Annotated in this window: 18 protein-coding genes; 6 read left to right on the forward strand and 12 right to left on the reverse strand. The window is 54.0% G+C overall.

Features of this window, described 5'->3' with window-relative positions:
* Positions 1–127: 127 nt before the first annotated feature.
* On the reverse strand, positions 128–1,192 hold the full coding sequence (locus HG66A1_RS06045; RefSeq protein ID WP_145181310.1) for a fatty acid desaturase family protein: 1,065 nt from the start codon (positions 1,190–1,192) through the stop codon (positions 128–130).
* 534 nt (positions 1,193–1,726) lie between these two features.
* On the opposite strand from HG66A1_RS06045, the gene HG66A1_RS06050 reads away from it, so the two are divergent.
* Positions 1,727–1,993: a hypothetical protein gene (locus HG66A1_RS06050; RefSeq protein WP_145037552.1), complete on the forward strand. Its 267-nt coding sequence runs from the start codon at positions 1,727–1,729 to the stop codon at positions 1,991–1,993.
* Between the two features lie 17 nt (positions 1,994–2,010).
* On the opposite strand, the gene HG66A1_RS06055 is transcribed toward HG66A1_RS06050, so the two are convergent.
* The 6 genes from HG66A1_RS06055 to HG66A1_RS06080 form a co-directional block, all read right to left on the reverse strand.
* Positions 2,011–3,267 carry an MFS transporter gene (locus HG66A1_RS06055; RefSeq protein ID WP_145181311.1) on the reverse strand — a complete coding sequence of 419 codons (1,257 nt, stop codon included), beginning with the start codon at positions 3,265–3,267 and terminating at the stop codon, positions 2,011–2,013.
* 410 nt (positions 3,268–3,677) lie between these two features.
* On the reverse strand, positions 3,678–4,502 hold the full coding sequence (locus HG66A1_RS06060) for an ABC transporter permease (protein ID WP_145181312.1): 825 nt from the start codon (positions 4,500–4,502) through the stop codon (positions 3,678–3,680).
* A gap of 48 nt (positions 4,503–4,550) precedes the next feature.
* Positions 4,551–5,579, reverse strand: a complete 1,029-nt coding sequence (locus tag HG66A1_RS06065) for an ATP-binding cassette domain-containing protein (protein WP_145181313.1) — start codon at positions 5,577–5,579, stop codon at positions 4,551–4,553.
* A 98-nt stretch (positions 5,580–5,677) separates the two neighbouring features.
* Positions 5,678–6,745, reverse strand: coding sequence for a hypothetical protein (locus HG66A1_RS06070; protein WP_145181314.1), 1,068 nt, complete (start codon positions 6,743–6,745; stop codon positions 5,678–5,680).
* Between the two features lie 92 nt (positions 6,746–6,837).
* Positions 6,838–8,886 (reverse strand): carboxy terminal-processing peptidase, encoded by a 2,049-nt coding sequence (locus HG66A1_RS06075; RefSeq protein ID WP_232102149.1) that lies wholly within the window; start codon positions 8,884–8,886, stop codon positions 6,838–6,840.
* Positions 8,887–9,276: 390 nt separating this feature from the next.
* Positions 9,277–9,906 (reverse strand): TetR/AcrR family transcriptional regulator, encoded by a 630-nt coding sequence (locus tag HG66A1_RS06080; protein ID WP_145181315.1) that lies wholly within the window; start codon positions 9,904–9,906, stop codon positions 9,277–9,279.
* 553 nt (positions 9,907–10,459) lie between these two features.
* Between HG66A1_RS06080 and HG66A1_RS06085 the strand changes: the two genes are divergently transcribed.
* The 3 genes from HG66A1_RS06085 to HG66A1_RS06095 all read left to right on the forward strand — a co-directional run bounded on the left by HG66A1_RS06085 (position 10,460) and on the right by HG66A1_RS06095 (position 15,575).
* On the forward strand, positions 10,460–11,467 hold the full coding sequence (locus HG66A1_RS06085; RefSeq protein ID WP_145193709.1) for a DUF1559 domain-containing protein: 1,008 nt from the start codon (positions 10,460–10,462) through the stop codon (positions 11,465–11,467).
* Positions 11,468–11,531: 64 nt separating this feature from the next.
* A complete protein-coding gene (locus tag HG66A1_RS06090; protein ID WP_197997001.1) occupies positions 11,532–13,208 on the forward strand; it encodes an aldehyde dehydrogenase family protein in 1,677 nt (558 codons plus the stop codon).
* A gap of 33 nt (positions 13,209–13,241) precedes the next feature.
* A complete protein-coding gene (locus tag HG66A1_RS06095; RefSeq protein WP_232106764.1) occupies positions 13,242–15,575 on the forward strand; it encodes a parallel beta-helix domain-containing protein in 2,334 nt (777 codons plus the stop codon).
* 9 nt (positions 15,576–15,584) lie between these two features.
* On the opposite strand, the gene HG66A1_RS06100 is transcribed toward HG66A1_RS06095, so the two are convergent.
* From HG66A1_RS06100 to HG66A1_RS06120, 5 genes are all read right to left on the reverse strand, one after another.
* Positions 15,585–16,520 (reverse strand): diguanylate cyclase domain-containing protein, encoded by a 936-nt coding sequence (locus HG66A1_RS06100; protein WP_145181317.1) that lies wholly within the window; start codon positions 16,518–16,520, stop codon positions 15,585–15,587.
* Positions 16,521–16,764: 244 nt separating this feature from the next.
* Positions 16,765–18,171 (reverse strand): hypothetical protein, encoded by a 1,407-nt coding sequence (locus tag HG66A1_RS06105; RefSeq protein WP_145181318.1) that lies wholly within the window; start codon positions 18,169–18,171, stop codon positions 16,765–16,767.
* A 57-nt stretch (positions 18,172–18,228) separates the two neighbouring features.
* Positions 18,229–20,142, reverse strand: coding sequence for a 1-deoxy-D-xylulose-5-phosphate synthase (dxs, locus tag HG66A1_RS06110; RefSeq protein WP_145181319.1), 1,914 nt, complete (start codon positions 20,140–20,142; stop codon positions 18,229–18,231).
* Positions 20,142–21,035, reverse strand: a complete 894-nt coding sequence (locus tag HG66A1_RS06115) for a polyprenyl synthetase family protein (protein ID WP_145181320.1) — start codon at positions 21,033–21,035, stop codon at positions 20,142–20,144. The genes dxs and HG66A1_RS06115 overlap by 1 nt, the downstream gene beginning before the upstream one ends.
* Positions 21,036–21,070: 35 nt before the next feature.
* Positions 21,071–22,276 (reverse strand): M20/M25/M40 family metallo-hydrolase, encoded by a 1,206-nt coding sequence (locus HG66A1_RS06120; protein WP_145181321.1) that lies wholly within the window; start codon positions 22,274–22,276, stop codon positions 21,071–21,073.
* A 264-nt stretch (positions 22,277–22,540) separates the two neighbouring features.
* Between HG66A1_RS06120 and HG66A1_RS06125 the strand changes: the two genes are divergently transcribed.
* Complete coding sequence (locus HG66A1_RS06125; RefSeq protein ID WP_145181322.1) at positions 22,541–23,758, forward strand: SGNH/GDSL hydrolase family protein; 1,218 nt, start codon at positions 22,541–22,543, stop codon at positions 23,756–23,758.
* 341 nt (positions 23,759–24,099) lie between these two features.
* Positions 24,100–25,329, forward strand: a complete 1,230-nt coding sequence (locus HG66A1_RS06130; RefSeq protein ID WP_145181323.1) for a Glu/Leu/Phe/Val family dehydrogenase — start codon at positions 24,100–24,102, stop codon at positions 25,327–25,329.
* Positions 25,330–25,412: the final 83 nt, after the last annotated feature.

Raw genomic sequence — 25,412 nt, forward strand, 5'->3', positions numbered from 1 at the left:
GTCACGCGTAGCCGGCAAGTGGTAGCGGCTACGCTTAAAGCTGGGGCTTCCCTTCGAGCTTCTGCACGGCGATTTATATCGTCGACAACAGAGAAGGAGCGTAAGACAGTGAGCGTTTCAGGCAAGCTTAAGAACCGGAAGCGTTGGTCTTCTGTTCTTTTTTGGAAACATAGTCGGTGTCTGCCAGAACTTCCTGAGCAACGTCGCCGACGAAGTTGTCGATCTGTTTCTTTTCCTTGCCTGGCGCTGGTGCTCCCGCATTCATACCGACACCCGGTTGTTTGAAGAAGGAGGGGGCCATGTCGATGATGGCGCTCCAGTAGGTCGTGAAGACCGGGTATTTGACATCGGGGTTCTGTTCTTTGTAGTCATCCATTTTCTGCAGGAGCAGGTTGTGGGCGATTTTCGGATGGCGATGATGCGGTCCGTGTACAAAGATGTCAAAGTTGAAGTAGGTGCAGAGCTTCGTGATGATATTATTTCCCACGACCGTACGGGTTCCCAGCATGGGATCGTAACTGCTCATTCCGAGATGTTCTGTGAACTTACGAGTGTTCTGGTAGATCCCTGCGAGATAGTGGGGCAGAACCCATACACGCAGCAGACCGATGAGTGCACCGTAGTAGCCGCAGAGAGCGATCACGGAACCCCAGAAGATTACAATCGCCGCATATTCGTAGCGAATGGTTCTACGGAGTTTAGGGTCGGTCAGGGGAGAATCTTTGTGCCAGAAGATGCGACCGTAAATGAACGGGGCCATGAACAGACCCAGAGCCAGGTCGAACCAGACAAACACTCTGCGAAAGCGGAGTGATGTGTTCGGGTCAGAATAGGGCCAGAGTTCCCAGTCGCTGGGTTTATTCAGGTAGGCGTGGTGGCGAATATGGCTCTCACGGTAAACCGTGTAGGGTACAAACATCGCCGTTCCCAGGATTCGCCCCAGCCAGATGCTCGCATTCTTGGAGCCGGAGAGCGTATGGTGAGAACATTCGTGGAAGCAACTGGTCCAGCAGAACAGACAGTAAGAAATAAACAGTGTCAGAAAGATCTGCCAACTGATGGCATCAGTGGGCCAGTAAACGGCAAGACACCAGATTGCGACCAATCCGACAGGCAGGAACAAAAAACGAGGGATGGTCGTTTTTTCTTCTAGTGCTTTTAATTCCTGTTCGGTGAATTGTGTTACGGACACGTTGAGCTCCGGTCTAATAAACTACCAGCACGTTTCTAATATTTTATTTAACCAGTTGTGAGTAACGGCGCTGCGTTACAATGAAATCAAGTTAAACCAGTTAAAATGTTACTCACAGCAAAACTGTGAGTCAACTTATCAGAAATTTCGGCCATTCTCTTTATTTACTACATCATGTCTTGTGATCTCGCGCTCATGATGCAATTATTTTTTTTAAGTCGGACTATTCGGGAGTAATATTTATAATGGGAGTGTTAAGACAGTTAGGTTGATTTTGGGGAAATGCGGGTTCTACCGCAAATCTCTCGCCCCTAATGTCGGAAATTCATTATTATAACTGGTTTATGGAACTTGCACTTGAAAAAAGTGCGGAAATCCCAATTTTTCAAAACCTGCAGGCTGAGTAGAAATTGTAGTCAGACCTGCGATAATTCAAACCGATATAAGTCTTCAATCACCCCGCCCGGGACAGGGGCCCTTCCCGTTTTGCGTTAATTTATTTGGGAAAAAGATCTCAGGAGTTAAGTCTTTCCGATGCCAGAATATTCAAATTATCAAAAGGATGTGATCAAACGTTACTATGACAATCGGGAATCGATTGATCAGCAACGATTGTCTGAGCTCTGTACCAATCTGTTTTTGACGGAAGGTAAAAAGAAACAGAAGCTGTGGGAGAAAGCTCAGGAGATCATGGAACGCCTGAATGTCCCGCCGACCCGCATTGATCATGTTCTGAAGTCCGCTGATCCGGCCATCCTGGCAGAAGTCGTCAAGGATCTGGAATCCGGGGCGATTCGCTAACGAACTCCGGCAGGAGCTCAATCGCCGGAATCGTCCATTACGGTGCAGAGTTCCTGCTTCGGCGCGGGGACGGCGCTGTCCTTGCTGATGCTGTGATTCGTCGTCAGCGTGTAGACCAGGGCCGTACACGTCATGACTGAGGCAGACGTGTAGAACATGGGGTAGAAGCCCCAGTTATCGATGATGCCCCCCAGGATAGGAGCGAAGATAATTGCACCTGCGTCGAAAAAGCCCAGCACAATCGTCGTTCCTGTCCCACGATACTGAGGCGGAAACGATTCAGTTCCGAGGGAGACCACGGCCGGGAAGAGCAGGGCGTGTCCGAAGCCACAAAGGATCGCGGGGCCAATCAGCATCCATTCCTGAGTGATGGAGGGCAGGATCGTATGCCCGATCGCGTGCCCCATCAGGCCCATGGTGATCATTTTGGTCCGACCTACCGTCGTTCCCCAGCGGCGGGTGTAGATGCGAATGAAGAAGGCTGAAATCGCATATCCCAGGAAGAATGTCCCGATCCCGCCCAGGCCACGTTGAGAGACGAAGCGGGTTAAAAAGACGCTGATCACGGTAAAACTGAGGCCCATCATGATTGCGACCACCATGACCTGGCCCGGCCAGTAGCGGAACAGGAGCTGGTGTGCAGCAGGGGTGACCTGTGGTCTGCGGTGGACATCGTTATGGGTGACGTACAGGACGATCAGGAAGTAGCTGAAGCCCAGGATTGCAGGGATACCGAACAGGGCGTAAAACTGGGCATTGCCGGCGGGAAGCCAGCGCATCATGAGGTCACTGACCTGGGTTCCCAGGATCATACCGACGAATCCGCTGCTACCCAGGCTGCCAATGACTTCGGTCCGCCTGTGATGTGGGACTTTCTGCTGGATATGTACGACGGAGCAGGTAAACATGCCTGCGATACCGGTCGCAAAGCACATTCGCAAGGCGAAGATTTCCCAGCCCAGACTACGACAAAGTGTCATGCCGCCGGTTCCGACGACGAAAATTGCTGCAGACAGGGCCCAGAGTTTTCTCACACCATAGCGGTCGATACCCTGACCGAGGAAGAAGCGGCCGATTAAGGCGACGAAGACGCCGCAACTGACAATATCACCGACAAGCTCTTCGGTTCCGCCCAGGTAGGTAACCAGATCCGCGAAGCGGAAGGTGATTGCATTTGCGGTCACCAGCAGCACATTGGCCAGGTAACAGAACCAGAACAGCCGGTTGTATATAGGTTCCTCTTCATCTGAGGGAATTACAGGTGTGATAGACATTCGTTTTAATTCAGGTTAGGACAGATTGCCGGACGTTGTACCAGTCTTTCGTTCGGAAACAGAAACAGTTTCCGCTCACAATTCAGGATCAGCATGTCTGATTCGGCGGGATCAGTCCGAGTCCTGCAAGCGTCTTGTGAGGCTCTCTGGCGGGTTCACAACGGGGAGACACAGCGGGGTGTCTTCGAGTTCGTGATTTCGAGGGATGTCGCGACTCACTTTCTGGCGAGGTGTCGCAGATGTCGGAAGTACACCACATCCATGCCAGTATTCTAGCAGAGTGAGGCCGATCCGTCTAAGGGGGAAATGTTAAAGTTTCGCTCAGACGGCGTGGAAACTGGTGATTCCATAGTGCAGAACAGGGCTGCGGGGTGGGTTCAGGGCGTCACTCGGGGCGGTGATTGCTGAGTTTAACCACCGAAGGCACTGTAACGGCGGATGCCCCGCTGGAAGGCGATCCGATTCAGAGAAAACAGCACGACAATCCAGACCACTTCAATGGACAATTCGATGATCAGTTCCTGATGGGTATATTTCCCCAGAATGACAGTTCCGGGAAAGTAAGCCAGGTATTTGAATGGCAGCAGCTGCATCCACTGACTCAGCGGTTCCGGAAATAGGTCCAAGGGGATCATGTGGCCTGAAAGGAAGTAGTTGAGCATCATATAGATAAAGATCAACGAGCTGACTTCCAGGAACCAGAACGCAATCAGGCCGATCAGTGATTCAATCAGGAAACCGACGAGAAAGGCCATCAGCAGGGAGAGGATCCAGGCGAAAATCGTAAAGGCATCCGGCCAGCCCGAGAAGTAATCCCGACAGAGGTAGAAGAGCAGGATAAACGGACCGAGGGCGACCATGTAGTACACCAGCTTGTGAGCCATGCGGGCCCAGAAGAGATAGCCCAGCATATCGATCGGCTGAATCAGATATTTTTTAATCGTGCCGTCCCGCACATCGTTGGCGATGCCATTGGCCAGACCGGGCATGCTGGAAAAGGCACGTCCGATCATTACCAGCAGGTAATAGGCGACCATTTCCTTGTAGTTGTAGCCTTTAATATTGCTGATCGGCTTAGACGTGTGGATACCGTAAATGGCGCCCCACAGGAAGATCTGAGTGACGATCGGCAGGAAGCGGACGAAGGTTGCGAAGACGAAATCTCCCCGGTACACCAGTCGTTCTTCGATTGATGTTTTGAGGATGATCCAGTTGGTCCGCAGGCTGGCGATCATGGTTCTTTATGTAAATGCTTAGAATACGTTTACTGGTGGCAGACGGAGTTACTTGGTTGTTGTCGGCTCCAGGCTCTGGGCCTGCTGGTAGTCCGACGTCTCTTTGTGTTCGGTAAAGACTTCTGCGATGACCTCTTCGAGGGGGCGTTCCTGGACGCCGACATCGAGTATCCGGTATTTCGCGAGCAGGCTGGAGAGGATCTCCGGAATTTTATTCCGGGGGACTTTGAGTTTCACGCGTGGCGCTTCATTTTCGAGGACTTCTCCCCATTGGGAGAAGTCGCGGGGCATGTCATCACCGTCAAACTGGACGTCCATGATTTTATAATTGCTGAAGCGGTCGAGAATGTCGCTTAAGGGGCCGTCATGCTTGATGCTTCCCTGGTTGATGATGATGGCCCGTTTACAGAGGGCTTCCACATCTTTCATATAATGACTGGTGAGTACGACCGTCGTCTTCTGCTCGTTCTGGTAGTATTTCAGAAATTCCTGCACGCGGCGTTGAGAAACGACGTCCAGGCCGATCGTGGGTTCGTCGAGCAGCAGAACATCAGGGCGGTGCAGCAGGGCGGCGATGAGTTCCATGCGCATCCGCTCCCCGAGGGAAAGTTCGCGGACCGGCTGGCCAATCAGATGTTTGACTTCGAGCAGGCTGGTGAGTTCATCGATCCGGCGATCATACTGCTGTGGGTCGATGCGGTAGATCTCTTTGTGCAGCCGGAAAGATTCCTGTGCCGGAAGGTCCCACCAGAGCTGATTCTTCTGTCCCATGACCAGCGAAAAGCGACGACGGTATTCGTTCTCGCGTTTCCAGGGAACATGTCCCAACACGGTTGCTTCGCCTGCTGAGGGGAAAATCAGGCCTGAAAGGAGTTTCAGGGTTGTGGTTTTGCCTGCGCCATTCGGACCGAGGAAAGCGACGATTTCCCCCTGTTCAATGGTGAAACTGACATCGGTCACCGCGTGAACGGTTTTATGATCGCGCTTCCAGAGGCCTTTCAAAGAGGCAAAAACCCCTTCGTTTTTCTGGTAGACTTTGTACGTTTTCTCGAGATTTCGGACGACAATGGCATTCATGCCATCATCTTACGGTACCTGCTGCGATGGGTCGAGCGACAAAACCAGCGATTCAGAAAAAACAGACAGGCGGGGGCCTTTGCTCTAACCCGGGGCTCTCAAGACGCTTTTTGTGCGAGTTCTGTACGGATCTGCCGGGCAATCAGCGGGTCGATCATGGCCGCCGTCGCCAGATGGGTGGCCTGGGCACCGGCGTTCAGGAACTCTCTCACATCCTCTGCTGTACTGATGCCGCCACAGGAGACCAGCTCCGGACGCTTTACATTTTGAGGTAAATCTGCGATCAGCCGGGCAAAGCATTTTAACTGATGCAGAGAGGCTTCACGGGTCGCGACACCGCAGATTCCCCGCTGCTCCCCGTTGAATAAGGGAGTGCCCCGGGCATCGGTGACTGTCGTGGCGACACTGTTGGTCATCACGATTGCTGTTGCAAAGGGAGCGACCGCCTGCAGGAATTCACGGGCGGTCTCTTCCTGATTTAGATGTCCAATTTTGATCAGGTAAGGAGTGTCGCCGATCGCCTCTCGGACGTGGCTGGCGACCAGAGTGGCAGCCTCTGGTTGCTGGTATAACTGTCCGTCACGGGTGCAGACATTGGGGCAGGAGAAGTTCGTTTCAATACAGTCGGCACCGCTCTCACAGGCCCAGCGAGCACAGAGCGCGTAATCCTCGGCGAGGTCTTCCAGGGACCAGCCGGGCTGCAGGCTGCCGACCACGGAAACGGACAGGATTTTTTCTTTAGCTAGTAACTCGCGGGTGCGGGTGACATCGTCGCGCCAGATTTCCGGAGCAGCGGAAGGCATACCGAAAGAGACGGCCCAGCTTCCCTGCATCTGATCGGTGAGGGTGACCTGCGATTCCTGTCCAGTCATGGAGGAGGCAGTCACCGGCTGCAGGTTGGGAAGCGGGTAGCATTCCCGTGCGGACGAGCGAACTGTTTTGTAGGTCAACACATCGAAGCCCAGACTGGCGTAATACAGGACCCATTTTCCATTGAGCAGCGGACCGGCGGGGATGCCTAGTGGGGAAGGGACCGGGAGACCGCAGAAGCTCCAGTTGCCCGGAACAGCTGGGATATCAAGTTCGCACGGTTCGGGCGCATGCTCGTAGTTCCACTGGTAAGTCTGCAGGCGATCGTAGCGGGGCAGGGAGGCAGGGTACTGCATCTGGTATCCTGAAGAAATCTAGCAGCGAATGAAAAAAGCTCCGACCCTCAATTGAGAGTCGGAGCTACCGGGGGGAATCATATCCAGTGAGACTAGCGTTGGACTGTGTTCATGTTTTTGAGCACGTTCATGTAGTCGACAGTGATATTCAGAATCTCATCGTTGTAGTGATCCTTCTTGAAGATATCTTTGTCGGCTGCTTCGTCCTTCTTCTCGTCTTCTTTTTTCTTTTCCTCTTTGTCGTTCGACAGTTCTTTACGCCGTTCAGCTTCGACCAGAGAAATGGTTTTCTGATTTTTCTTTTTCAGATACTTGTTGATTTCATCCTGGGTTTCTTTGAAATCTTTGTCAGCCACAACACGTTTGGTGCTGGCCTGCTTCAGATAATCCAGGATTTTTGGACTGACCATTCCCAGCGATTCGTGTGGAGCGATTTCGGTTTTGTCGAACTCCATCGCATCATCCAGGAAGGATTCACCCAGGTCCATATTGTCGATCAGCGAAGGCAGAACGATGTCGGAACGGACGCCCCGGTTCTGAGTACTGTCGCCGTTGACGCGGTAGAACTGGTTGATGGTCAGTTTCAGAGCACCCAGGTCCTGGCCTTTGAGGAAGGAGAACATCTGGTTGCTGACCGGCATTACGTTCTGTACCGTTCCTTTACCGTGAGTGGTGGTATCACCGATGATGATGCCACGCTTGTAGTCTTTGATGACGCCGGCAAAGATCTCGGAAGCAGAAGCGGAGAGGCGGTTGCAGACCACAACCAGCGGACCGGTGTAAACTGCACCCGGTTCAACGTCGCTGTGGATTTTGCGTTCGCCGTCCATCTGCTTGACCTGCACGACAGGACCTTCGTCAACAAACAGACCGGAGACTTCGATGGCTTCGCTGAGTGCACCACCGCCGTTGAATCGCAGATCGATGACAACACTATCGACGCCACCCTGGTCACGGAAGTCGTAGAGCACCTGGCGGACATCGCGGGCGGTACTCTTGAAGTTCTCATCACCCCGCTGTGCTCCACGGAAATCCCGATAGAACGAAGGGATGCTGATCACGCCGATGCGTCCGGTCTTACCGGGGAGACGTTCTCCGGTATCGATGATTTTTCCTTTGACTTCGGAAGTGCTCAGTTCGATCTTCTTGCGGGTCAGTTTGTAAACTTCCATGGCATTGTTTTTCTCTTTTTTGACCCGCAGTTGAACTACGGTGCCCCGTTTGCCACGGATGTAACGCACAACTTTACTGAGTTTCATTTCGACAACGTCGACGAACTCGCCGTCTTCCTGGGCGACGCCAACGATTTTGTCACCTGCTTTAAGGCGACCGTCTGCATCGGCTGCACCACCGGGGACGATTTCAGCAACGACGGTGTAACCTTCTTCGGAACGCAGAGCAGCACCGATACCATCGAGACTGAGTTCCATGCTGATCCGGAAATCTTCCAGTGTCTGGGGAGACATGTAGCTGGAGTGGGGATCGAAGCAGTGAGTCAGGGCGCTGAGGTACATCTCCAGTTTCTCAGGCTTTTCAGTCTGAGCCATGGTGCGGAGATTGTTGCGATAACGTTTGTGTAACTGCTCGCGGGCTTTTGCGAGTTCGGTGTCATCCAGAATCAGGTTGAGCAGATCGTATTTGACCCGTTTTCTCCAGCGTTCGTTCATCTCGTTCTGATCTTTGGCAAAATCGAGATCTTTGGCATCGACGATGATCGATTCATCGACGGTGAAGTCATGATCGACATCGACGAGCTGCTGTGCATAGTCCATCCGCTCCTGCAGACGCTGGAGGTAGAGGTCAAAAGCATTGTACGCAAAGCTGACATCGCCAACGGCCAGTTTATCGTCCAGCTGGTCTTTTTCCGCCTCAAATTGCTCGATGTCGGATTTGTAGAAGTAGAGCTTCTGTGGATCGAGCTGCTTGATGAAACGTTTCATCAGTTTCGCCGAGATCTCGTCATTGATGGGTTTGCCGCTGATATGGAACCGACTGACCATGGCACAGACGCGTTTGGCTGTGACAGAGTCATTGGAAGAGTCAGAGACAGAGGCCTGCTGAGCGAAGATTGCGGTTCCCAGCAGGAGAACCATGCAGAGACTGAGAGCAGAGGCTGCTTTTGAGGGAGGATTTAACTTCATAAGTTTCGTCCGTTATCTGAATTTCATGTGAAAGAGAAAGCATCAGTGAAGCCGACGTGACACCGGGAATTCACTTATGTAAGCCATTCGATATTATAGGATCTCGGAAAAGAGGACAAGATGACATTTTCCAGTTAGGCGTCTCCGATCTGCCTGACAGCGGCGGATTTAATGAATTGCTGCTGTCAGAACGAAGGTCCTTTTCAGGCAGCAGTCCCGTAGGCCTTCTTACGCATTTGGGTGAAGATCTGTTGGTCAAACCTGAGGAAATTCTATCGCTCTGTGTTCTCAGATGGCGCAGCAGGTTTTCTCCGGTTCCGGTCGGCTCGATCTGATGAGATATTTAAGGCCGCGCAATATTCCTAAGTGTATTAAAGGAAACAGATTGCGTTATTGTTTGTCGTCGGGTGGCTGTGGTTGAAACAGCTTTCCGAAGATTGACAGGCAGTTCTTCCAGTGTTCCTGAAATTCTGGGGAATCAACCGGGTGTCCGGAAATCAGCTGCGCCAGCTGGGGCAGCGTGGCTGGAAAAAAGACCAGGGCAGTAAAAATCAACATCAGGCAGACCGGATCGAACTCGTCAGAGACGATGCCCGCTTCCTGCGATTTTTTTAGACGGTTGATGTGATTCTGGTAGTATTCGCGTCGCCAGGGCTCATCGATCAGGGGAGCCCCCGCATTCTGCTGGGCTTCATTGAGTAGAACGCGAACATAGTTCTGATCGCGTAGATTCTCTTCAAAGTAGTACTGCAGAATCTCGGTGATATCGATGGGGATCTTTTCGACAGTGTCGCTGCGTTCCTGGAGTTTGTTTTGCAGGGCGGCTTCAAAGAGGCCCTGTTTATCAGTGAAATAGCGATAGATTAGCGATTTGTTGAAGTTGGCCTGTCGGGCGACCGCTTCGATTCGGGCTCCGTCGACCCCCCGTTCGGCGAACTCTTCAATCGCCGCCTTCAGGATGGCTTCCTGGGAAGAGACTTCTTTTTTGGGGGAGATTGCACTGGTATCAGTTGACGACATATTCGCTCCATTCCTGGCGGTTTGAAAGAGTATACCTGTCACGCCTGTGGTTGTGAAGATTCCCAGAAGGGGGGAACGGATCAGCGGTTGGTTCCATCGAGAAATTCCTGAAGAATTATATTGAAATCGAAAAACCGAGTCGCTAGCATGTGTATTGTAACGGTAACGTTACCGGTGATCTATTGGTTTTTTAGACAAAATCAGTCGAATTTTCGTTCACATTTAGGGTGAACACGAGGTTAATCACTTTAGAGAACGTCACGTCTAATACCTGATACAGGTCTGTATCAGACTTAAATAGCTGAGATGCGTAGCGGCTTCCCGAAAGGGGAGATCTGCTGCAGCCACTACTTCAATTCTGTTTGAAAAGAATGTTCCGAGAGCACGCGACTTTGTAGCCCCCAGTCTGTTTGAGCGACGTGGGCGTCGACAAGGTTTGCACTCTCATACTGTGTTCGCGTCATGTAATTACCAGAACCGGTTCTGAGAATCGGTGTTCGATAATTTGATCAGGCACTTTTCATACTTTTACGGAACTACGAGGAGTAACGCTATGGTATGTCGTCAACGTCTGAAGCGAGGCTTCACTCTCATCGAGTTGCTGGTCGTGATTGCCATCATTGCAATTCTGATCGCACTGTTACTCCCTGCAGTTCAACAGGCCCGGGAAGCGGCCCGTCGCACGCAGTGTAAGAACAACATGAAACAGTTCGGTCTGGCGATGCACAACTATCACGAAGCGCACAGCACGTTTCCGCTGGGGACAAGCGTCAATTTCAGCACTTCTTCCGGGGGAGGGAACTTTATCTCCAACGGGATCGTGATGATGCTACCCTATTTTGATCAGACCAACCTTTCGAATCTCTACAATCAGACGATTGCCTGGGAAAACCAGTCAGCCGCTGCAGCCCGGACCGTGGTGCCTACGTTTGTCTGTCCTTCAAATGTCGGACAGAACCCGATTACTGACTCTGCTTTGGGAGCCTTGAGCCTGCCTGTGGGCAATACATTTGGTATCACCACGTATGCGCTCTGTCGCGGATCAAATATCGGCTGGTGCAGTTCGAGCAATCATCCCAGTACCGTCAGAGGGATGTTTGACCTGAACCGCGGTGCCAAGATGCGGGATATCATCGACGGTTCCAGCAATACGATCGCGATGGGAGAAGCCGGGACCGGCCCCCAGTTCAAGTTATGCGAAGGACAGGGTTGTACCACAGCGGCTTCACCGGTGGTTGAAGCTTCTCAAGCCTGGATTGTCGCACAGCCACCCAATACTGACTTCAAACCTGTGCTCGGGGCCCGTGCCAGTATTTTCGGGAGTACGGCAGATCGCATCAATAAGAATGCTACTACAGAGACACTGATTGATCTGGCAAGTTATTCCACCTGTTCCTTGAGCGGTGTGGATGCGACCAGTAACTTCCGCAGTCAGCACATTGGTGGCTGTCATTTCCTGTATGCCGATGGTTCCGTGCATTTCATCAGTGAAAACGTTGACCTGGGAACCTACCAGGCGCTGTCTACGATTGGCGGAGGCGAAGTCGTCGAGACTCCGTAAGTCACAGGAATGGTTTGAGAAAAATGAATCGGTCACTGATACCCAGCGCTCTGTCAGGGAGATTATGATTCAGCAACAACCACACGTCTCTGACGAAGCAGCGCCCGCGGTTGCGCAGGCGCTGCAGGATCTGACGACAGACGATTCCCCACGCTCGCTCCCGCTGGAGGAGCGGATACGTTTGACGCGTGAATGCCTCTCCTGCCTGTCAACGGTAGCACAGGAGTGGGTGGAACTGTCCTGTCAGGCCAAACGGATTCCTGCGGGGAGCCCGGTTCGTGCAGAGGAAGTGCTGGCGGGACCGGTTTCAGTAGCCCGCTACCTGCAGGTCCTGCTCTTGAGTTTCGAGTCCATCGCACGCACGGGAGCACCACCACTGCCGGGAACGCCGGTAGAGTCGTCGACGGGGCTGACTCGTGTCCCGGTGTTTCCAGCATCCGGCATTTATGATTCACTGGTCTTTTACGGATTGAAAGCAGAAGCCTGGTTAAATCGTTCTGGCGGTAAAAATGGGCTGTTCGATCTGTCTGTTTTGGAGAATCATACTCTGCCTTTAACTCTGGTGCTGGGGGCGGGTAATGTTTCCGCGATTCCTGCGACGGATGTGTTGACGAAGATCCTGCAGGATGGAGAACGGGTTCTGTTGAAAATGAATCCGGTCAATGAGTATTTACAGCCAGTGTTTGAGCAGGCCTTTCAGCCGTTGATCGCTGCGGGCCTCTTGCGGATTGTCTGTGGTGACAGCAGCATCGGCGCGTCACTGGTCGAGCAGCCGGTGTTCGAGCGAATTCATATTACCGGCTCAACGCAGACACATGATGCGATCGTCTGGGGCGCGACTGCTGACGAACGCAGTACGCGGAAGGAAGAGAATCAGCCGCGTCTCCAGGTGCCGATCAGCAGTGAACTGGGAAATGTCTCACCGTGGATTGTGGTTCCCGGCGAGTATTCTGAAAAGCAACTGCGGTTCCAGGCGGAAAACGTGGTTGCCTCGATTGTGAATAATGCTTCGTTCAACTGCCTGGCCACCAAGCTGATCGTCACCGCGGTTCACTGGAAACAACGCGACCGTTTTCTATCACTAGTTGAAGAACGACTGTCGCAGATACCGCTCCGCTATGCATATTATCCGGGAGCGGCAGACCGCTGGGCTCGCTTTGCCGGTGAGTTGCCTCCCGATGAAGATTATCTGCCCTGGAAACTGATGCGGGATGCGGATCCCCGTGAATCGCCTCACCTGTTTCAGGAAGAGTCGTTTGTCTGCGTCTGTGCGGAGACGGCTCTCGAGGGGGATTCGGCGGTTGAGTTTCTGGAACGCGCTGTCACGTTTGTGAATGAGGATGTCTGGGGGACGCTCTGTGCCACGATTACGGTACCGGATCGGTTTCGCAAACAGCAGGCAGATCAACTGGAGCAGGCAATTGCCCGGTTGAATTACGGCGCGGTTGCGATCAACCACTGGCCGGCATTGAATTATGCATTTATGACAACACCCTGGGGTGGGGCTCCTGAGGCCGATCTGCGGGATGTCGCCAGCGGGATCGGAAATGTGCACAATACCTACTTCCTGGCCGGTGTGGAGAAAACGGTTCTGTTCGGGCCGCTGACTTTGATTCCGCATCCGGTCTGGTTTGCTTCGCATCCCCATCCGGAAGCGGTGGGCTGGCGATTGTTTGATTTATATACCCGACCTTCGCTGGGTGGTTTGATGAAGGTCGGGCTCTCTGTGGTGAAGCCTTAGTTCTATTTTTCTCTTCGATGCAGGTTGATTTCCATGAATATGCTTTCTCGCCCGGGAACTCGAGTTCACTCCGTTTTGTTGTTGTGTCTGTGGACCGGTCTGGTCTGCCTGACCACTGTCTCTTTCACACATGCGGCCGCGCCGAGAGAGCTGAAGCCGGCCACATACACTTTCAGTCCGGGGCCTGAGTTTCAGTTTGAATTCCAGGAACGCCTGATCGAAGCGGTGCCGGGAGATATCCTGGAGCTGAAAGCGGGGACCTACCATCTGCATTCGGGGCTGAACCTGGTGACGGATAATGTCACGATCCGGGGGGCGGGCCAGGATAAGACGATTCTCTCATTCAAAAACCAGCGGGACGGGAGTTTTGGTCTGCTGGCCAGTGGCGATAACCTGGTGCTGGAAAATTTTGCCGTCGAAGATACGAGCCATAATGCGATCAAAGTCCTGGGGGCGGAGAACGTGACCTTTCGCGGGGTGCGTACCGAGTGGACCGACGGACCGAAAACAACCAATGGTGCGTATGGCCTCTACCCGGTTCAGTGCAGGAACGTGTTAATTGAGAACTGCATCGCGATTGGAGCCGCGGATGCGGGGATCTATGTGGGGCAGTCGACCGATGTGGTCGTACGCGGTTCCCGCGCGGAAGCGAATGTGGCGGGGATTGAGATCGAGAATACGATTAACGCCGACGTATATGACAATGTAGTCACGAACAATACCGGTGGCCTGCTGGTGTTCGATCTACCGGGACTGCCTCAGAAGAACGGACGTCATGTGCGGGTGTTTCGGAATCATATTTTCAAGAATAATCTGGCCAACTTCGCCCCGAAAGGGAACATGGTGGCTTCCGTGCCCGCGGGGTCGGGGGTGCTCATCATGGCGACCGACGAGGTCGAAGTGTTTGAGAATCGCATTGAAGACAATCGCTCCTTCAGTGTGTCGGTCGTCAGTTTTCTGATCTATGGCAAGAAGCTGAAAGATCCGCATTACGATCCGTTTCCGGAGCAGGTTTATATTTACGACAACACGATTAAAGGGGGAGGCACCGATCCGGACGGCGAACTGGGACTGCTGCTGAAATCGATCGTGGGGACGCCACTGCCCGCGATTGTCTATGACGGCGTGACAGCTCCCTCTCAACAGAAGGGGGAGCAGGCAACGAAAACAAGAAGCCTGACACTGGCTAACAACGGGGATGTTGGATTTCTGAATATCGATTTCAGTAATCTGACGCCTGCGAATATTGCGACAGGCAAATACCGTCCGAGTGGGGATCTGGCACCGTTTGAAGGCACGCAAGAGTCATTGCAGCCTGTCAAACTCAAGCCACATGGGGCTCCCAATCTTTCGCAGAACACCACCTTGAACGTGTATTATGATGCACCCCGTAAGCTCTCGGAGTTAAAACTGTTTAAAGGCAATGGAGCTGATCAACAGCCGGCTGCTGGTGTGATTCCTTATGACTTAATCACGACTTTGTTTACTGATTATACTTCCAAACACCGGTTTATTCGACTCCCGCCGGGGAAGCAGATCAGTTATCAGCAGGCGGGGGTACTTGAGTTTCCAGTGGGCACGATGCTGATCAAGACGTTTGCCTATCCCAAAGACATGCGTGATTCGCAGGCGGGAGAACGACTGCTGGAAACGAGAGTCGAGTTTCTGGAGCCGACGGGCTGGTATGGTTACTCCTATATCTGGAATGAGGCACAGACGGATGCCGAGTTAAGTCTGGGAGGGGGCGAGGTCGAAGTTGACTGGATTCATGCAGACGGCCAGCCCCGTTCGACGCGGCATCTGGTGCCGAATGCGAATCAGTGTCTGAGTTGTCACAGTCACCACGATAAGTACGTCCCCATCGGACCGACGGCTGCGAATCTGAACCGGATGTTCGACTATGCCCACGGGGCAGAGAATCAGCTGGCCTACCTGAAACGGAATGATCTGATCAAGGATTGCCCGGAGCCCGATGCGATTGAGCGGTTGCCGGCTTTTGCAGATGCCCACTCGGGTAATGTCAACGAGCGGGTGCGGGCGTATCTCTCAGTGAATTGCGGACACTGTCACAGTCCCGGTGGAAATGCACGGACCACGGGGCTCGATCTGCGATACCTGCAACAGGATCCTGCGAAGATCGGTGTCTGGAAAACACCTGTGGCGGCAGGACGGGGTTCCGGTGGACGGAGCTACGACATCGTTCCCGGTGCGCCGGAGAAATCGATTCTGATGCATCGTCTGCAGTCAAACGATCTGGCCGCACGCATGCCCAACATTGGAAACCGGATTGTGCATCAGGAAGCGGTTGAGCTGATTCGGCAGTGGATCAGTGAAATGGAAGCGACAAACGACGAAGCTGCGCAGTAGCGAAGTGAATCACATGGCCCGCTTGTGTTCGTACGAGTGACTGTCCTGAATGATCAGCTGGTTGCGCCCCTGTTTCTGAGATTGAGTCAGAGCATGGGCGCCCCGTTCGAGGGCCAGTTCCGCTGAATCGCCGGGTACGCAGGTAATGTAAGCCAGGCTGGCAGTGACCACGACTTCCGGGCTGCTGGTTTCCAGGCGGAAGTGGTGATGGCGAATGGCATCGCGGATGAGTTCGGAACAGGCCTGTCCTTCTGAGACTGTCAGTCCCGGAAAGAGGATCGCCAGGGTATCTGATTTCCAGACACAGATCACATCCTCGTCCCGGATTTTATGCAGGACCAGACGAGAGAGTGTCTTCATGAACTTGGCAGGCGCCATCAGGCCGAAGCGGTCTTTGAGCTGTTCGTGTTGATTCATCTGTACCAGCAGCAGGCCGCTGTTTTGTTCGGCTTCCGTTCCTGCGAGCAGCATCATTTCCAGGTTCGCTTCAAAGGCAGACGCGTCCGGGAGCTTGATGTGAGTCTGTTCGGGCTGGAGTGCCCATTGCATCGCAGGAAAATCCTGCAGTTTTTTCTTGTCTGTTTTGGGAGACGCTGATTCTGCTGCCGGATCGGGTGTTTTGCGTTCGACGAGGCGACCGACCAGGTCGAGCAGTCTGGAACGTTTCTGATTGAGTTCGGCAGACTGTTCGCGAGTCAGGATGGGACCTGGATATTTCTCAAGCAGGGCACAGGCTGCGTAGGCGGTTTCCAAAGATTTTTGTACGTGCTGGTAGCAGTTCTGAAGATGTTTTTTCGCACGGCGGAAGTCGCGATCGGTGCTCCCTTTGCCCAGTAGATAGCCGGCGACGAAGCCCAGACTGACGGCAATCAATAGACCGACGCCGAAGCAAATCAGGATATCTGACGACAGAGAGAACAGGCTGGCTAAAGGGATCGCGGTCATGCTTCGCTTCTCGATCAGGAAGGAAAACAGAGTTTCAAAGGATGAGAATCAACGTACTCACACGTGCGGCGAACCGGCCCGGTTGATCGTCGTACACCTGAAGCTTACCGCGCAGAATGGAGGGATGTTGCCGACAAAGCTTACCCGATCCGAAATCCCGCGGTAGGGTGGCGCGGGTTGTGCCGGTTATTGTGCGATTCGTGCAGCGGGAGCTGGAATAACGACGCTCCCGTTCTCCGCGATCCTATTTGAGTTCGCTGTTCTCTTCAGCGGGGCCTGCCTGTCGGGGGGCCGCCTGGGGATCGAGGAACTGGAGGCTCAGAACGATATCCGCGTCCCGGTCTTTGAGTTCTCCCAGCAGTTTCTGATCGACGGTGAAGACGAACGAGATCTGACGTCCCGAGGGATCTGCACAGAGGTAATAGATCCAGTGCACGGGGACGTTATTGGCTTTGCCGGCGACCGTGACACGATGAATGTAGCGACCGTCGTCGGTCTTCAGATTTTCTGCTTTAAGGATTTCGATCAGTTTATCGCCCAGCGAAGTGCGGATGTCCTGATGGAACTGTTGCTCTGAAGTATGTTCGCCTGCTTTGACGGACGGGATCTTGGAGATGTTGGCCTGTGCGATCAGGCTGCCTTTGTCGAGCAGTCGCAGGACGGCGACCTGTCCTGTCTGGTGAAACACATACCAGTCGCGGGGGAGCAGCAGTCGTACGTTCCAGGGCGTTTCAAAGCTCAGGTATTTGGATTCGGGACTGGTTTCAAGAGGAATCGAGGCTACGACTTCTTCGGTGAGTTCTCCCGGGCTGGCCGCCAGGCTGCGGTCCCAGTTGACGTTCGCGGTCACTTTCATTCCCGGGCTGACGGAACCGACCGAGCGTTTTTCCGTCTGTTCCAGTTCCAGGTGACTTATGAAATTTTCGTCAGTGCGGAACTGAAATTTTCCTTTCACGTCGATTTCCGTCTGGGCACCTACGGTGGCGCCTTCGATCTTGCCTTTGAAGGTGATCGTGGCGATATCGTCGGCGACGGAATCGAGCTGGCAGGTGAGTTCTGATTTCAAGACGGCTTCGAGTCCGGTCAGTGACTGGAGAACCCAGCGATCGGGAGTCCAGACTTCGCCGACTTCCACTTCTGACTGGGGCAGCAGGGCGAGGACGGGCAGGGAGTCGCCTGGTGAATTGAGCAGTTCCACTTCCGAGGGGAGCAGATTGCTGTTCGGCGAATGCAGGGAGAGGCCTTCGGTTTGTCCTTCTGCGACAATCAGGCGATGCCGATCACTGCCGCGGGCGAAGGTTTTCTGTCCCTGGACGTCGATGGTGGCTGTCGCAGTTTCGTAGAAGCGAACCGAGCGGAAGGCTTCGGCATCGCGACCGGTGCCGGGTAGACGCTGTTCGAGGTATTCGAGCTTTCCATCCACATCCAGTTCGAGCGAACGGGCCTTGGCAGCGTTGACTGCGGTTTCCAGCTGACCTTTGACTTTGATTGTGGATTTGACTTTGAAAGTCCGCGGGGACTGGGCTGACTCCTGGAGCTCATAGGTTTCCGCTGAGACCGTCTGGGCCGAGAACAGCAGGCAGGCTGTTGTCAGACCGAGGCAGAAGAACTTCACGATGGATGAGGGCAGGGCTGCATTCAATGACGACATGCGGAAGGCTCCGTAAATCAAGCGTCCATACTGATTGGAGAAGGAAAGCCGATTTGTTTACTCGTTGATCAATAATCTGGACTGCTGAGCCATCTCACGCGCTGCGGCAGAAATACCTGCCACATCCAGTCCCAAATCGGCCAGGAGTTCCCCACGATGACCGTGTTCGATAAATCGATCGGGAATACCCAGACGTCTGAGGTGCTGCGTGTTGATGCCGGCTTCGTTAGCCGATTCCAGCACAGCGGATCCAAAACCGCCACAGAGTGTACCTTCTTCAACGGTAATCACAAAGCCCGATTCCTGCAGGGCCTGATGGATGACCTCGGTATCCAGGGGTTTGGCGAAGCGGGCGTTGATCACGCCGACATCGAGCCCCTCTTCCCGCAACTGCTCAGCGGCTCGGACACAGTCGGTAAACAGGGATCCGAAGGCGACGAGCATGCCATCTTTGCCCCAGACATAGACTTCGGACTTGCCCAGTTCGACAGGGGCAACCTGACGTTCAACCGCATCGGCGGCTGCTTTGGGATAGCGAATGGCTGTCGGGCCATCGAAGGTCAGCGAGAATTCCAGCATGCGTTCGACGTCCTGGGCATCGCCGGGGGACATCAGCACAATGTTGGGGAAGCACCGCATGTAAGTATTATCAAAGGCACCATGGTGGGTTGGACCATCTTCGCCGGCAATCCCGGCGCGGTCCAGACAGAAGGTGACGGGCAGATTCTGCAGGGCCACTTCCTGGAAGATGTGGTCGAAGCTCCGCTGCAGGAAGGTGCTGTAGATATCGACGATCGGTCGCAGACCGGCTTTGGCCATCCCGCCGGCGAATGCGACCGCGTGAGCTTCACAAATGCCGGTATCGAAGAAGCGATCGGGGAAGGCGTCACGAATTTTGCCCAGTTTATTACCGGCACACATGGCTGCGGTGAGCACAACAACGCGTTCGTTGTCGGTCATGGCCTGGAGGATCGAATTGCTGACGACGTCGGTATAAGCCTTGGATTTAGCGGCCCCCGGCTTTTCGATAGGAACGATTTCGTTGTCTTCGTTCCGCTGAAACGGAGCCGGTGCGTGGAAAGAGACCGGATCGTTGGTGGCCGGCTCAAAGCCATGCCCTTTTTCCGTCAGTACGTGCAGCAGAACCGGGCCTTTGATGTTCTTGATCATCTGCAGATAACCGGACAGTGATTCAATATCGTGTCCGTCTACCGGGCCGATGTAGCGGAAGCCCATTTCCTCGAAGAGCATGCCGCCATGCAGGAAGCCTTTGACGGCTTCTTTGAAGCTGCCCAGTGTGCTTTCCATCGACTCGCCGACGACGGGCAGCTTATTCAGCAGCCAGGAGACATCGCGTTTGAGTCCGTTATAGAAGGGGGCGACACGTGCTTTATCCAGGTACTTTGCAAGTCCGCCGACACGGGGGCAGATTCCCATTTTATTGTCGTTCAGGATGACGAGGACATCCTGGTTGAGGCCGGCGGCGTTGTTCATCGCTTCGAAGACCACGCCCGAAGGGAGTGCGCCGTCACCGATGACGGCCACCGATTTGCGTCCCGGTTCGCCGGCGAGATCGTCGCCCGCTTTGAGGCCCATGACGGTCGAGACACTGGCGCCGGCATGCCCGGTCATGAAGAGGTCGTAGTCACTCTCTTCCGGGTTGGGGTAGCCCATCAGGCCCCCTTTGCGGCGGATACTGGAGATCTCTTCGTAGCGGCCGGTGATCAGTTTGTGTGGGTAGATCTGATGCCCGGTATCCCAGATGAGACGATCCTTGCGGAAATCGTACGCGAGGTGCAGGGCAATACAGAGTTCGACAACTCCCAGGTTACTGGCAAAGTGAGCCGACCGGTCTTCCACCACGGTACACAAAACTTCACGTATTTCGTCTGCCAGTGTTTCGAGTTCAGACCCGGAAAGCGTTCTCAAATCCACGGGGGATTTGATCCGGGGAAGAATTTCGATTTTCATCAGTGATCTCGTTCTAATATAAAGTGGGCCAGTTCTTCCAATCTTTGGCCGTGGCTCCCAAGTGGGGCGATCGAGAGGCACGCTTCCTCAACTAAATTTTGGGCGCGTTGGCGACTATCTTCAACGCCAATCAGCGAGGGGTAAGTTAATTTACCGTGATCGGCGTCTTTTCGCACGCCTTTTCCCATTTTTTCTTCATCACCTGTTAAATCAAGCAGGTCGTCAGTTATTTGGAATGCCAATCCTATGCAGGTTCCGTATCTCTCCAGGTTTCGCAGTATTTCGGGGTCGGCGCCTCCGATGCGGGCCCCCATGGTGAGGGCACTGCAGATCAGTCGACCGGTTTTGCGACGGTGGATGGCTTCCAGCTGCTCGAGTGTGGCTTCTGTCAGGTGTTCGGACTCGAGATCCGCGACCTGTCCACCGACCATGCCGACGGCTCCAGCGGCGTTGGCCAGGTCGACACAACAGTCTGCTGCAATTGATTTTACTTCGATTTCGCTGGCCAGCAGTTCAAACGCCCGCGTGAGCAGGGCATCGCCGGCGAGAATTGCGTTGGCTTCCCCGAACTTAATGTGACTGGTGGGCATGCCCCGACGGAGGGCATCATCATCCATAGCGGGGAGGTCGTCATGGATCAGCGAATAGGTGTGCACCATTTCGATCGCGCAAGCAGCGGGGAGGGCGGATTGCGGGTCTCCGCCACAGGCTTCACAGCTGAGCAGTACGAGGATGGGACGGAGCCGTTTTCCCCCGGCAGAGAGGCTGTAAGACATTGCCTCTTTGAGAATGGGTGGGCAGTCGGTTGAGGAATCCAGGGCCGCGTCCAGACGCTGGTTGACCTGTTCCTGCAGACTGCTCCACATGGCTTTGAAGGACGGGGGCTGACTCATACCGTTACGTTCTTTGTGTTGAAGAGAGGGCGTGTTTATGTATCTGATTCGGCTGCTGTCGCGAGATCCAGGCCGATCTGGCAGGCTTTGAGATATTCATCGATCATCAGCGTCTCGCTGGTGGTATGAATATCCTGCTGGCCACAACCGAGGGTGACGGTGGGGAATCCGTGGGCGGTCATCCAGTTGGCATCCAGTCCGCCATTTCCAATGGTGAGGTCGGGAGTCCCGCCCCGTTTCCGGATCGCCTGGCTGGCGGTCTGGACGGCGGGTTCATCCTTGGAGAGTCGGAAGGAGTCGTATTTTAAGTAGGACTCAAACGAAACACGGCCTTTTTGTCCGGCACTGTTTTTCGTGGATTTGGCTGCTTTTTCAAAGGCTTTTTTGAATTCCTTGAGGATGCGTTCGCGGAAGCGGGGGTTATGGCTGCGGGCTTCTGCTTTAATCGTAAGTTCCGGCATGACGACGTTGGTGGCTGCTCCGCCGGACAGGACGCCGATATTGCTGGAGCCTGAGTCTTTGCCTTTGACAACCAGTCCGTGCCAGCCGTTGGTAGCGAGATCGTCAATGGCTCTGCCCGCGATGACGGCGGCACTGACGCCGAGTTCGGGGTGGGCACCCGCGTGGCTGGCGAGTCCATTGATGTGAATCAGCATGCCTGAATCACCGGTGGCACCGATGCAGACCATGTCGGCCAGTTTGCCGTCCCAGTTGAAGCACATGGCTGGTTTGCCCAGCTTGCTGGTGGTCAAATGCCGCACGCCGACCAGGCCAATCTCTTCCTGCACCATCCAGACGAAGGTGAGAGGAGGGTGGGGCAGATCCTGTTCGAGGATGGTGATCAGGGCATTGAGAATCACACTGCAGCCCCCGCGGTCGTCAGCTCCCAGAGCAGTGAGCGGGCTCTTTGAATGGATCAGCTTCCCTTTTTTGACCGGTTCCGCTCCGACACAGAGAGGGACTGTGTCCATGTGGGCCATCAGGAGCCGCCGCGGTCCTTTCACCGTACCGGGCAGTTTGACGATCATGTTCCCACATTCACCACCAATGCTGCTCTTCTTATGGGCGGTGTCGAAGGTGATCTGTTTCTCGGGGAGACCGGCGGCGATGAGTCTGCGCTGGATTTCGGCGGCGATCTGGCCTTCCTCTCCACTTTTTCCGGGGATGGCCATCAGCTCGGTGACAAGTTGTAATGCCCTCTTGTCATTGACTTTAGGTGTAGTGTTTTTGGGTTGGCTCATGGGGCTCTCGTCCAGATCGAAGATGAAATGGTCGTCTTCTAAAGCGTCAGAAACGAACCAAAGGATGATGCAAGGTACGTACTCGGCTCTGTTTTTTCAATGCGGAGCCGTCGTCGTTTTCGCGTGCAGAGTGGCTCTGAGAGACTCATATTGCTGTATTTACCGATGAAACTTAGAATCCCGCCTTCTTGATTCGCCGAAATTCCGTAACGGGGCACGGACGCCTCGGACAGAATCTTAGCAGCGGTATTCTGATAATTGAAAATGATTCGTTCACGCCTGCGCTGGCTCAAGCATTTAACGCTGGCACTGCTGACTCTCGTCCTCCTTGCGGTCGGGAGTGAGGTCGCGTTACGTATCGAGGAATACCGGCAGCAGGAGAGTGTCAGCAGTTATGACGCCGACGGTTTTCTGATTCCCTCAGATGTCAGCTATCACCGCATCCGTCCCCTGCAGCAGGTCACGCGGAAGCATCCGGATACCGAAGAGGTCGTCCAGTTTTCGATCAACAGCATGGGATTGCGGGGCAAAGAATATGCGATTCCCAAGCCGACAGGCGTGTACCGGATCCTCTGTCTTGGTGGAGAGACCGTCCTGGCCCCTGAAATGGCAGACGAGGATACGTTCTGCGTCAGGCTGGAACAACTGCTGCAGAAACAGACTCAGCTCAAGGTGGAAGTGATCAATGCAGGCGTGCCTGATGCCTGTCCGCTGATGTCTTATCTGCACCTGCGGCATTCGCTGTCAGGGCTGCAGCCGGATCTGATCCTGTTTAATTTTGATATGTCCGATGTTGCCAACGATCACGCATTACGCCGCTTCACGCAGATCGGTGACACGGGTGTGCCGCTCTGTGCGATGCATCCGCTGTTTGAAGAGATGAATGCTCCCGAGAAGCTGGAAAGCCATTTCCTGGTCTACCGGTATCTGCTGAGATGGTTAGGAGATTACTGGGTTCAGAACCAGCCTGCGGGACTGGATCGTGATATTGATACTCCCCAGGGGACTTTTCTCTGGCTGGAAGATCATCCGCCCGACTGGTCCGTGTATGTGCGTCAGACGCTGGAGCCGATACAGAATATTCAGCAGATCTCACAGGGAACCTACTCTCGGTTCATTCTGGCGACTTATCCCAAGCCCTGGCAGGTTTCCGAGTCTGCGATGAGTGGAAAAAACGCGCGGGCCGCGGTGGGAGTCCGTGACGGGGTGAAGTACGGCAGCCGGTTTCCCTTTGAACTGCTGGAGACGTACTCCAAGCAGTTGAATGTGCCCTATTGTGATACTTCGCCTGTATTTCAGGCGATTCAGAACCCGGATCGTTATTTTCTGGAGAACGTACCCCAGTTTTCGCGTGAGGGGCATGCGTTGTATGCCCGCGAGCTGGCACTTTATATTTTAAAGGAGATCCCCGGCATCTGGTCTGATCCGGTTCCTTCGCCTTCTGAGCAGGCGCCACAACAGGCGCTGGCTCCGCTGCGCTGAGAAAAGCGGTGAGAAAGATGAATAAACGGACTATAACAACTATCGTGATTGTAGAGGCAGTTCCAGAGCCGTCTGATTCATCATCAGGCTATCTGGGGACAAAGAGACAGCGGCAGGTTTGAGGGGCTTCCCTCAACCCGATGCAGAATGGCAAATTCTTTGATTTTCAAAGGGTTTAAGACAAAACTACGACCTACCTTTTACTTATGTGAAGTCCGCTTCACAGGGCAGCAGGTAGCGAAAAATATTCATCGGTCGATGCAATGCGGAAATTTGATCTGCAGAGGTCTCTGAGCCTTTACTGCGGGACCGGTTTTGAAATTGATTGAGGAAAGATTTTCATGAGTTCATACGAGACCGCATGCCGTTACTTCGACCAGGCTTCCCGTCAGGTGGGGCTTTCGCGGAACATGCAGGAGCTGCTCAGGACGCCGGAGCGCGAGGTCAAGGTAGAAGTTGCGATCGAACGCGACAACGGAGAAATTGCCACTTACATCGGTTACCGGGTGCAGCACGACAGCTCCCGCGGGCCCATGAAAGGGGGACTGCGTTTTCACCCCGAAGTGAACGGTGATGAAGTGCTGGCACTGGCGTCCCTGATGACCTGGAAGACCGCGCTGGTCAACATTCCATACGGAGGAGCCAAAGGGGGCATCTCCGTCGATGTGTCCAAGCTGTCCCAGGGAGAACTGGAGCGGGTGACCCGCAAGTTTATCGACAAGATCTACGATGTGATCGGTCCCCTTAAGGATATTCCGGCCCCGGACATGGGAACCAACGCCCAGGTGATGGCCTGGATTATGAACCAGTATGAAAAGTATTGTGGCTTCAACCCGGCCTGTGTGACCGGTAAACCACTGGAACTCCATGGCGCAGATGGACGTGAAGAGGCGACGGGCCGCGGTGTGGCGATGATCACGCGGCAGACGCTGGATCATATGAAAATCGATCTGGCCGGTGCGACGGTGGCGATTCAGGGATTCGGCAACGTAGGGAGTTTTGCCGCACAATTTCTGGATGAGTTCGGAGCCAAGATTGTCGCAGTTTCCGATGCCAGCGGGGGGATTTACTGTGCAGATGGCATCAACATCCCCAAGCTGATGGAGTACTGTAAAGATACCAAAGCCGTGCGCGGGTTTCCGGAGACGGAAGCGATTTCGAACGATGAAGTTCTGGCTTCCAATGTGACCGTGCTGATTCCGGCAGCCCTCGGGGGCGTGCTGACGAAAGAGAACGCCAAAGAGGTCCGGGCGCGGTGCATCATTGAAGCCGCTAACAACCCGACTGACCCGGATGCGGATGAAATTTTCTCGAAAAATGAGATCGTGGTGGTGCCCGATATTCTAGCCAATGCCGGCGGAGTAACCGTCAGTTACTTCGAATGGGTTCAGAACAGACAGCACTTCAGCTGGGAAAAAGCTCGCGTTCGTTCCGAGTTAGACCGTATTATGGATGACAGCTTTGAGCTTGTCTGGAAGATTGCCACTGATAAAAAAGTCTCACTCCGCATTGCCGCCTATATTCTGGGCATAGGTCGTGTGGGGCGGGCCACCGTGATGGGAGGCATCTGATCGCGGTTTTTAAAGGGATCACAGCCATGATCTGGCAGTGATCAAAAGCTAACTTAATTTTACACCAGGCGCTATAGAAGAGG

The organism is Gimesia chilikensis (assembly GCF_007744075.1).
Classification (GTDB): domain Bacteria; phylum Planctomycetota; class Planctomycetia; order Planctomycetales; family Planctomycetaceae; genus Gimesia; species Gimesia chilikensis_A.

Excerpts from the sequence above, each read along its gene's own strand:
- HG66A1_RS06070 (WP_145181314.1), bottom strand. The coding sequence starts at position 6,745 with ATGCAGTACCCTGCCTCCCTGCCCCGCTACGATCGCCTGCAGACTTAC.
- dxs (WP_145181319.1), bottom strand. The coding sequence starts at position 20,142 with ATGAAAATCGAAATTCTTCCCCGGATCAAATCCCCCGTGGATTTGAGA.
- HG66A1_RS06120 (WP_145181321.1), bottom strand. The coding sequence starts at position 22,276 with ATGAGCCAACCCAAAAACACTACACCTAAAGTCAATGACAAGAGGGCA.
- HG66A1_RS06080 (WP_145181315.1), bottom strand. The coding sequence starts at position 9,906 with ATGTCGTCAACTGATACCAGTGCAATCTCCCCCAAAAAAGAAGTCTCT.
- HG66A1_RS06090 (WP_197997001.1), top strand. The coding sequence starts at position 11,532 with ATGATTCAGCAACAACCACACGTCTCTGACGAAGCAGCGCCCGCGGTT.
- HG66A1_RS06115 (WP_145181320.1), bottom strand. The coding sequence starts at position 21,035 with ATGAGTCAGCCCCCGTCCTTCAAAGCCATGTGGAGCAGTCTGCAGGAA.
- HG66A1_RS06095 (WP_232106764.1), top strand. The coding sequence starts at position 13,242 with ATGAATATGCTTTCTCGCCCGGGAACTCGAGTTCACTCCGTTTTGTTG.
- HG66A1_RS06130 (WP_145181323.1), top strand. The coding sequence starts at position 24,100 with ATGAGTTCATACGAGACCGCATGCCGTTACTTCGACCAGGCTTCCCGT.
- HG66A1_RS06075 (WP_232102149.1), bottom strand. The coding sequence starts at position 8,886 with ATGAAGTTAAATCCTCCCTCAAAAGCAGCCTCTGCTCTCAGTCTCTGC.
- HG66A1_RS06125 (WP_145181322.1), top strand. The coding sequence starts at position 22,541 with ATGATTCGTTCACGCCTGCGCTGGCTCAAGCATTTAACGCTGGCACTG.
- HG66A1_RS06100 (WP_145181317.1), bottom strand. The coding sequence starts at position 16,520 with ATGACCGCGATCCCTTTAGCCAGCCTGTTCTCTCTGTCGTCAGATATC.
- HG66A1_RS06105 (WP_145181318.1), bottom strand. The coding sequence starts at position 18,171 with ATGTCGTCATTGAATGCAGCCCTGCCCTCATCCATCGTGAAGTTCTTC.
- HG66A1_RS06065 (WP_145181313.1), bottom strand. The coding sequence starts at position 5,579 with ATGAATGCCATTGTCGTCCGAAATCTCGAGAAAACGTACAAAGTCTAC.
- HG66A1_RS06060 (WP_145181312.1), bottom strand. The coding sequence starts at position 4,502 with ATGATCGCCAGCCTGCGGACCAACTGGATCATCCTCAAAACATCAATC.
- HG66A1_RS06055 (WP_145181311.1), bottom strand. The coding sequence starts at position 3,267 with ATGTCTATCACACCTGTAATTCCCTCAGATGAAGAGGAACCTATATAC.
- HG66A1_RS06050 (WP_145037552.1), top strand. The coding sequence starts at position 1,727 with ATGCCAGAATATTCAAATTATCAAAAGGATGTGATCAAACGTTACTAT.
- HG66A1_RS06085 (WP_145193709.1), top strand. The coding sequence starts at position 10,460 with ATGGTATGTCGTCAACGTCTGAAGCGAGGCTTCACTCTCATCGAGTTG.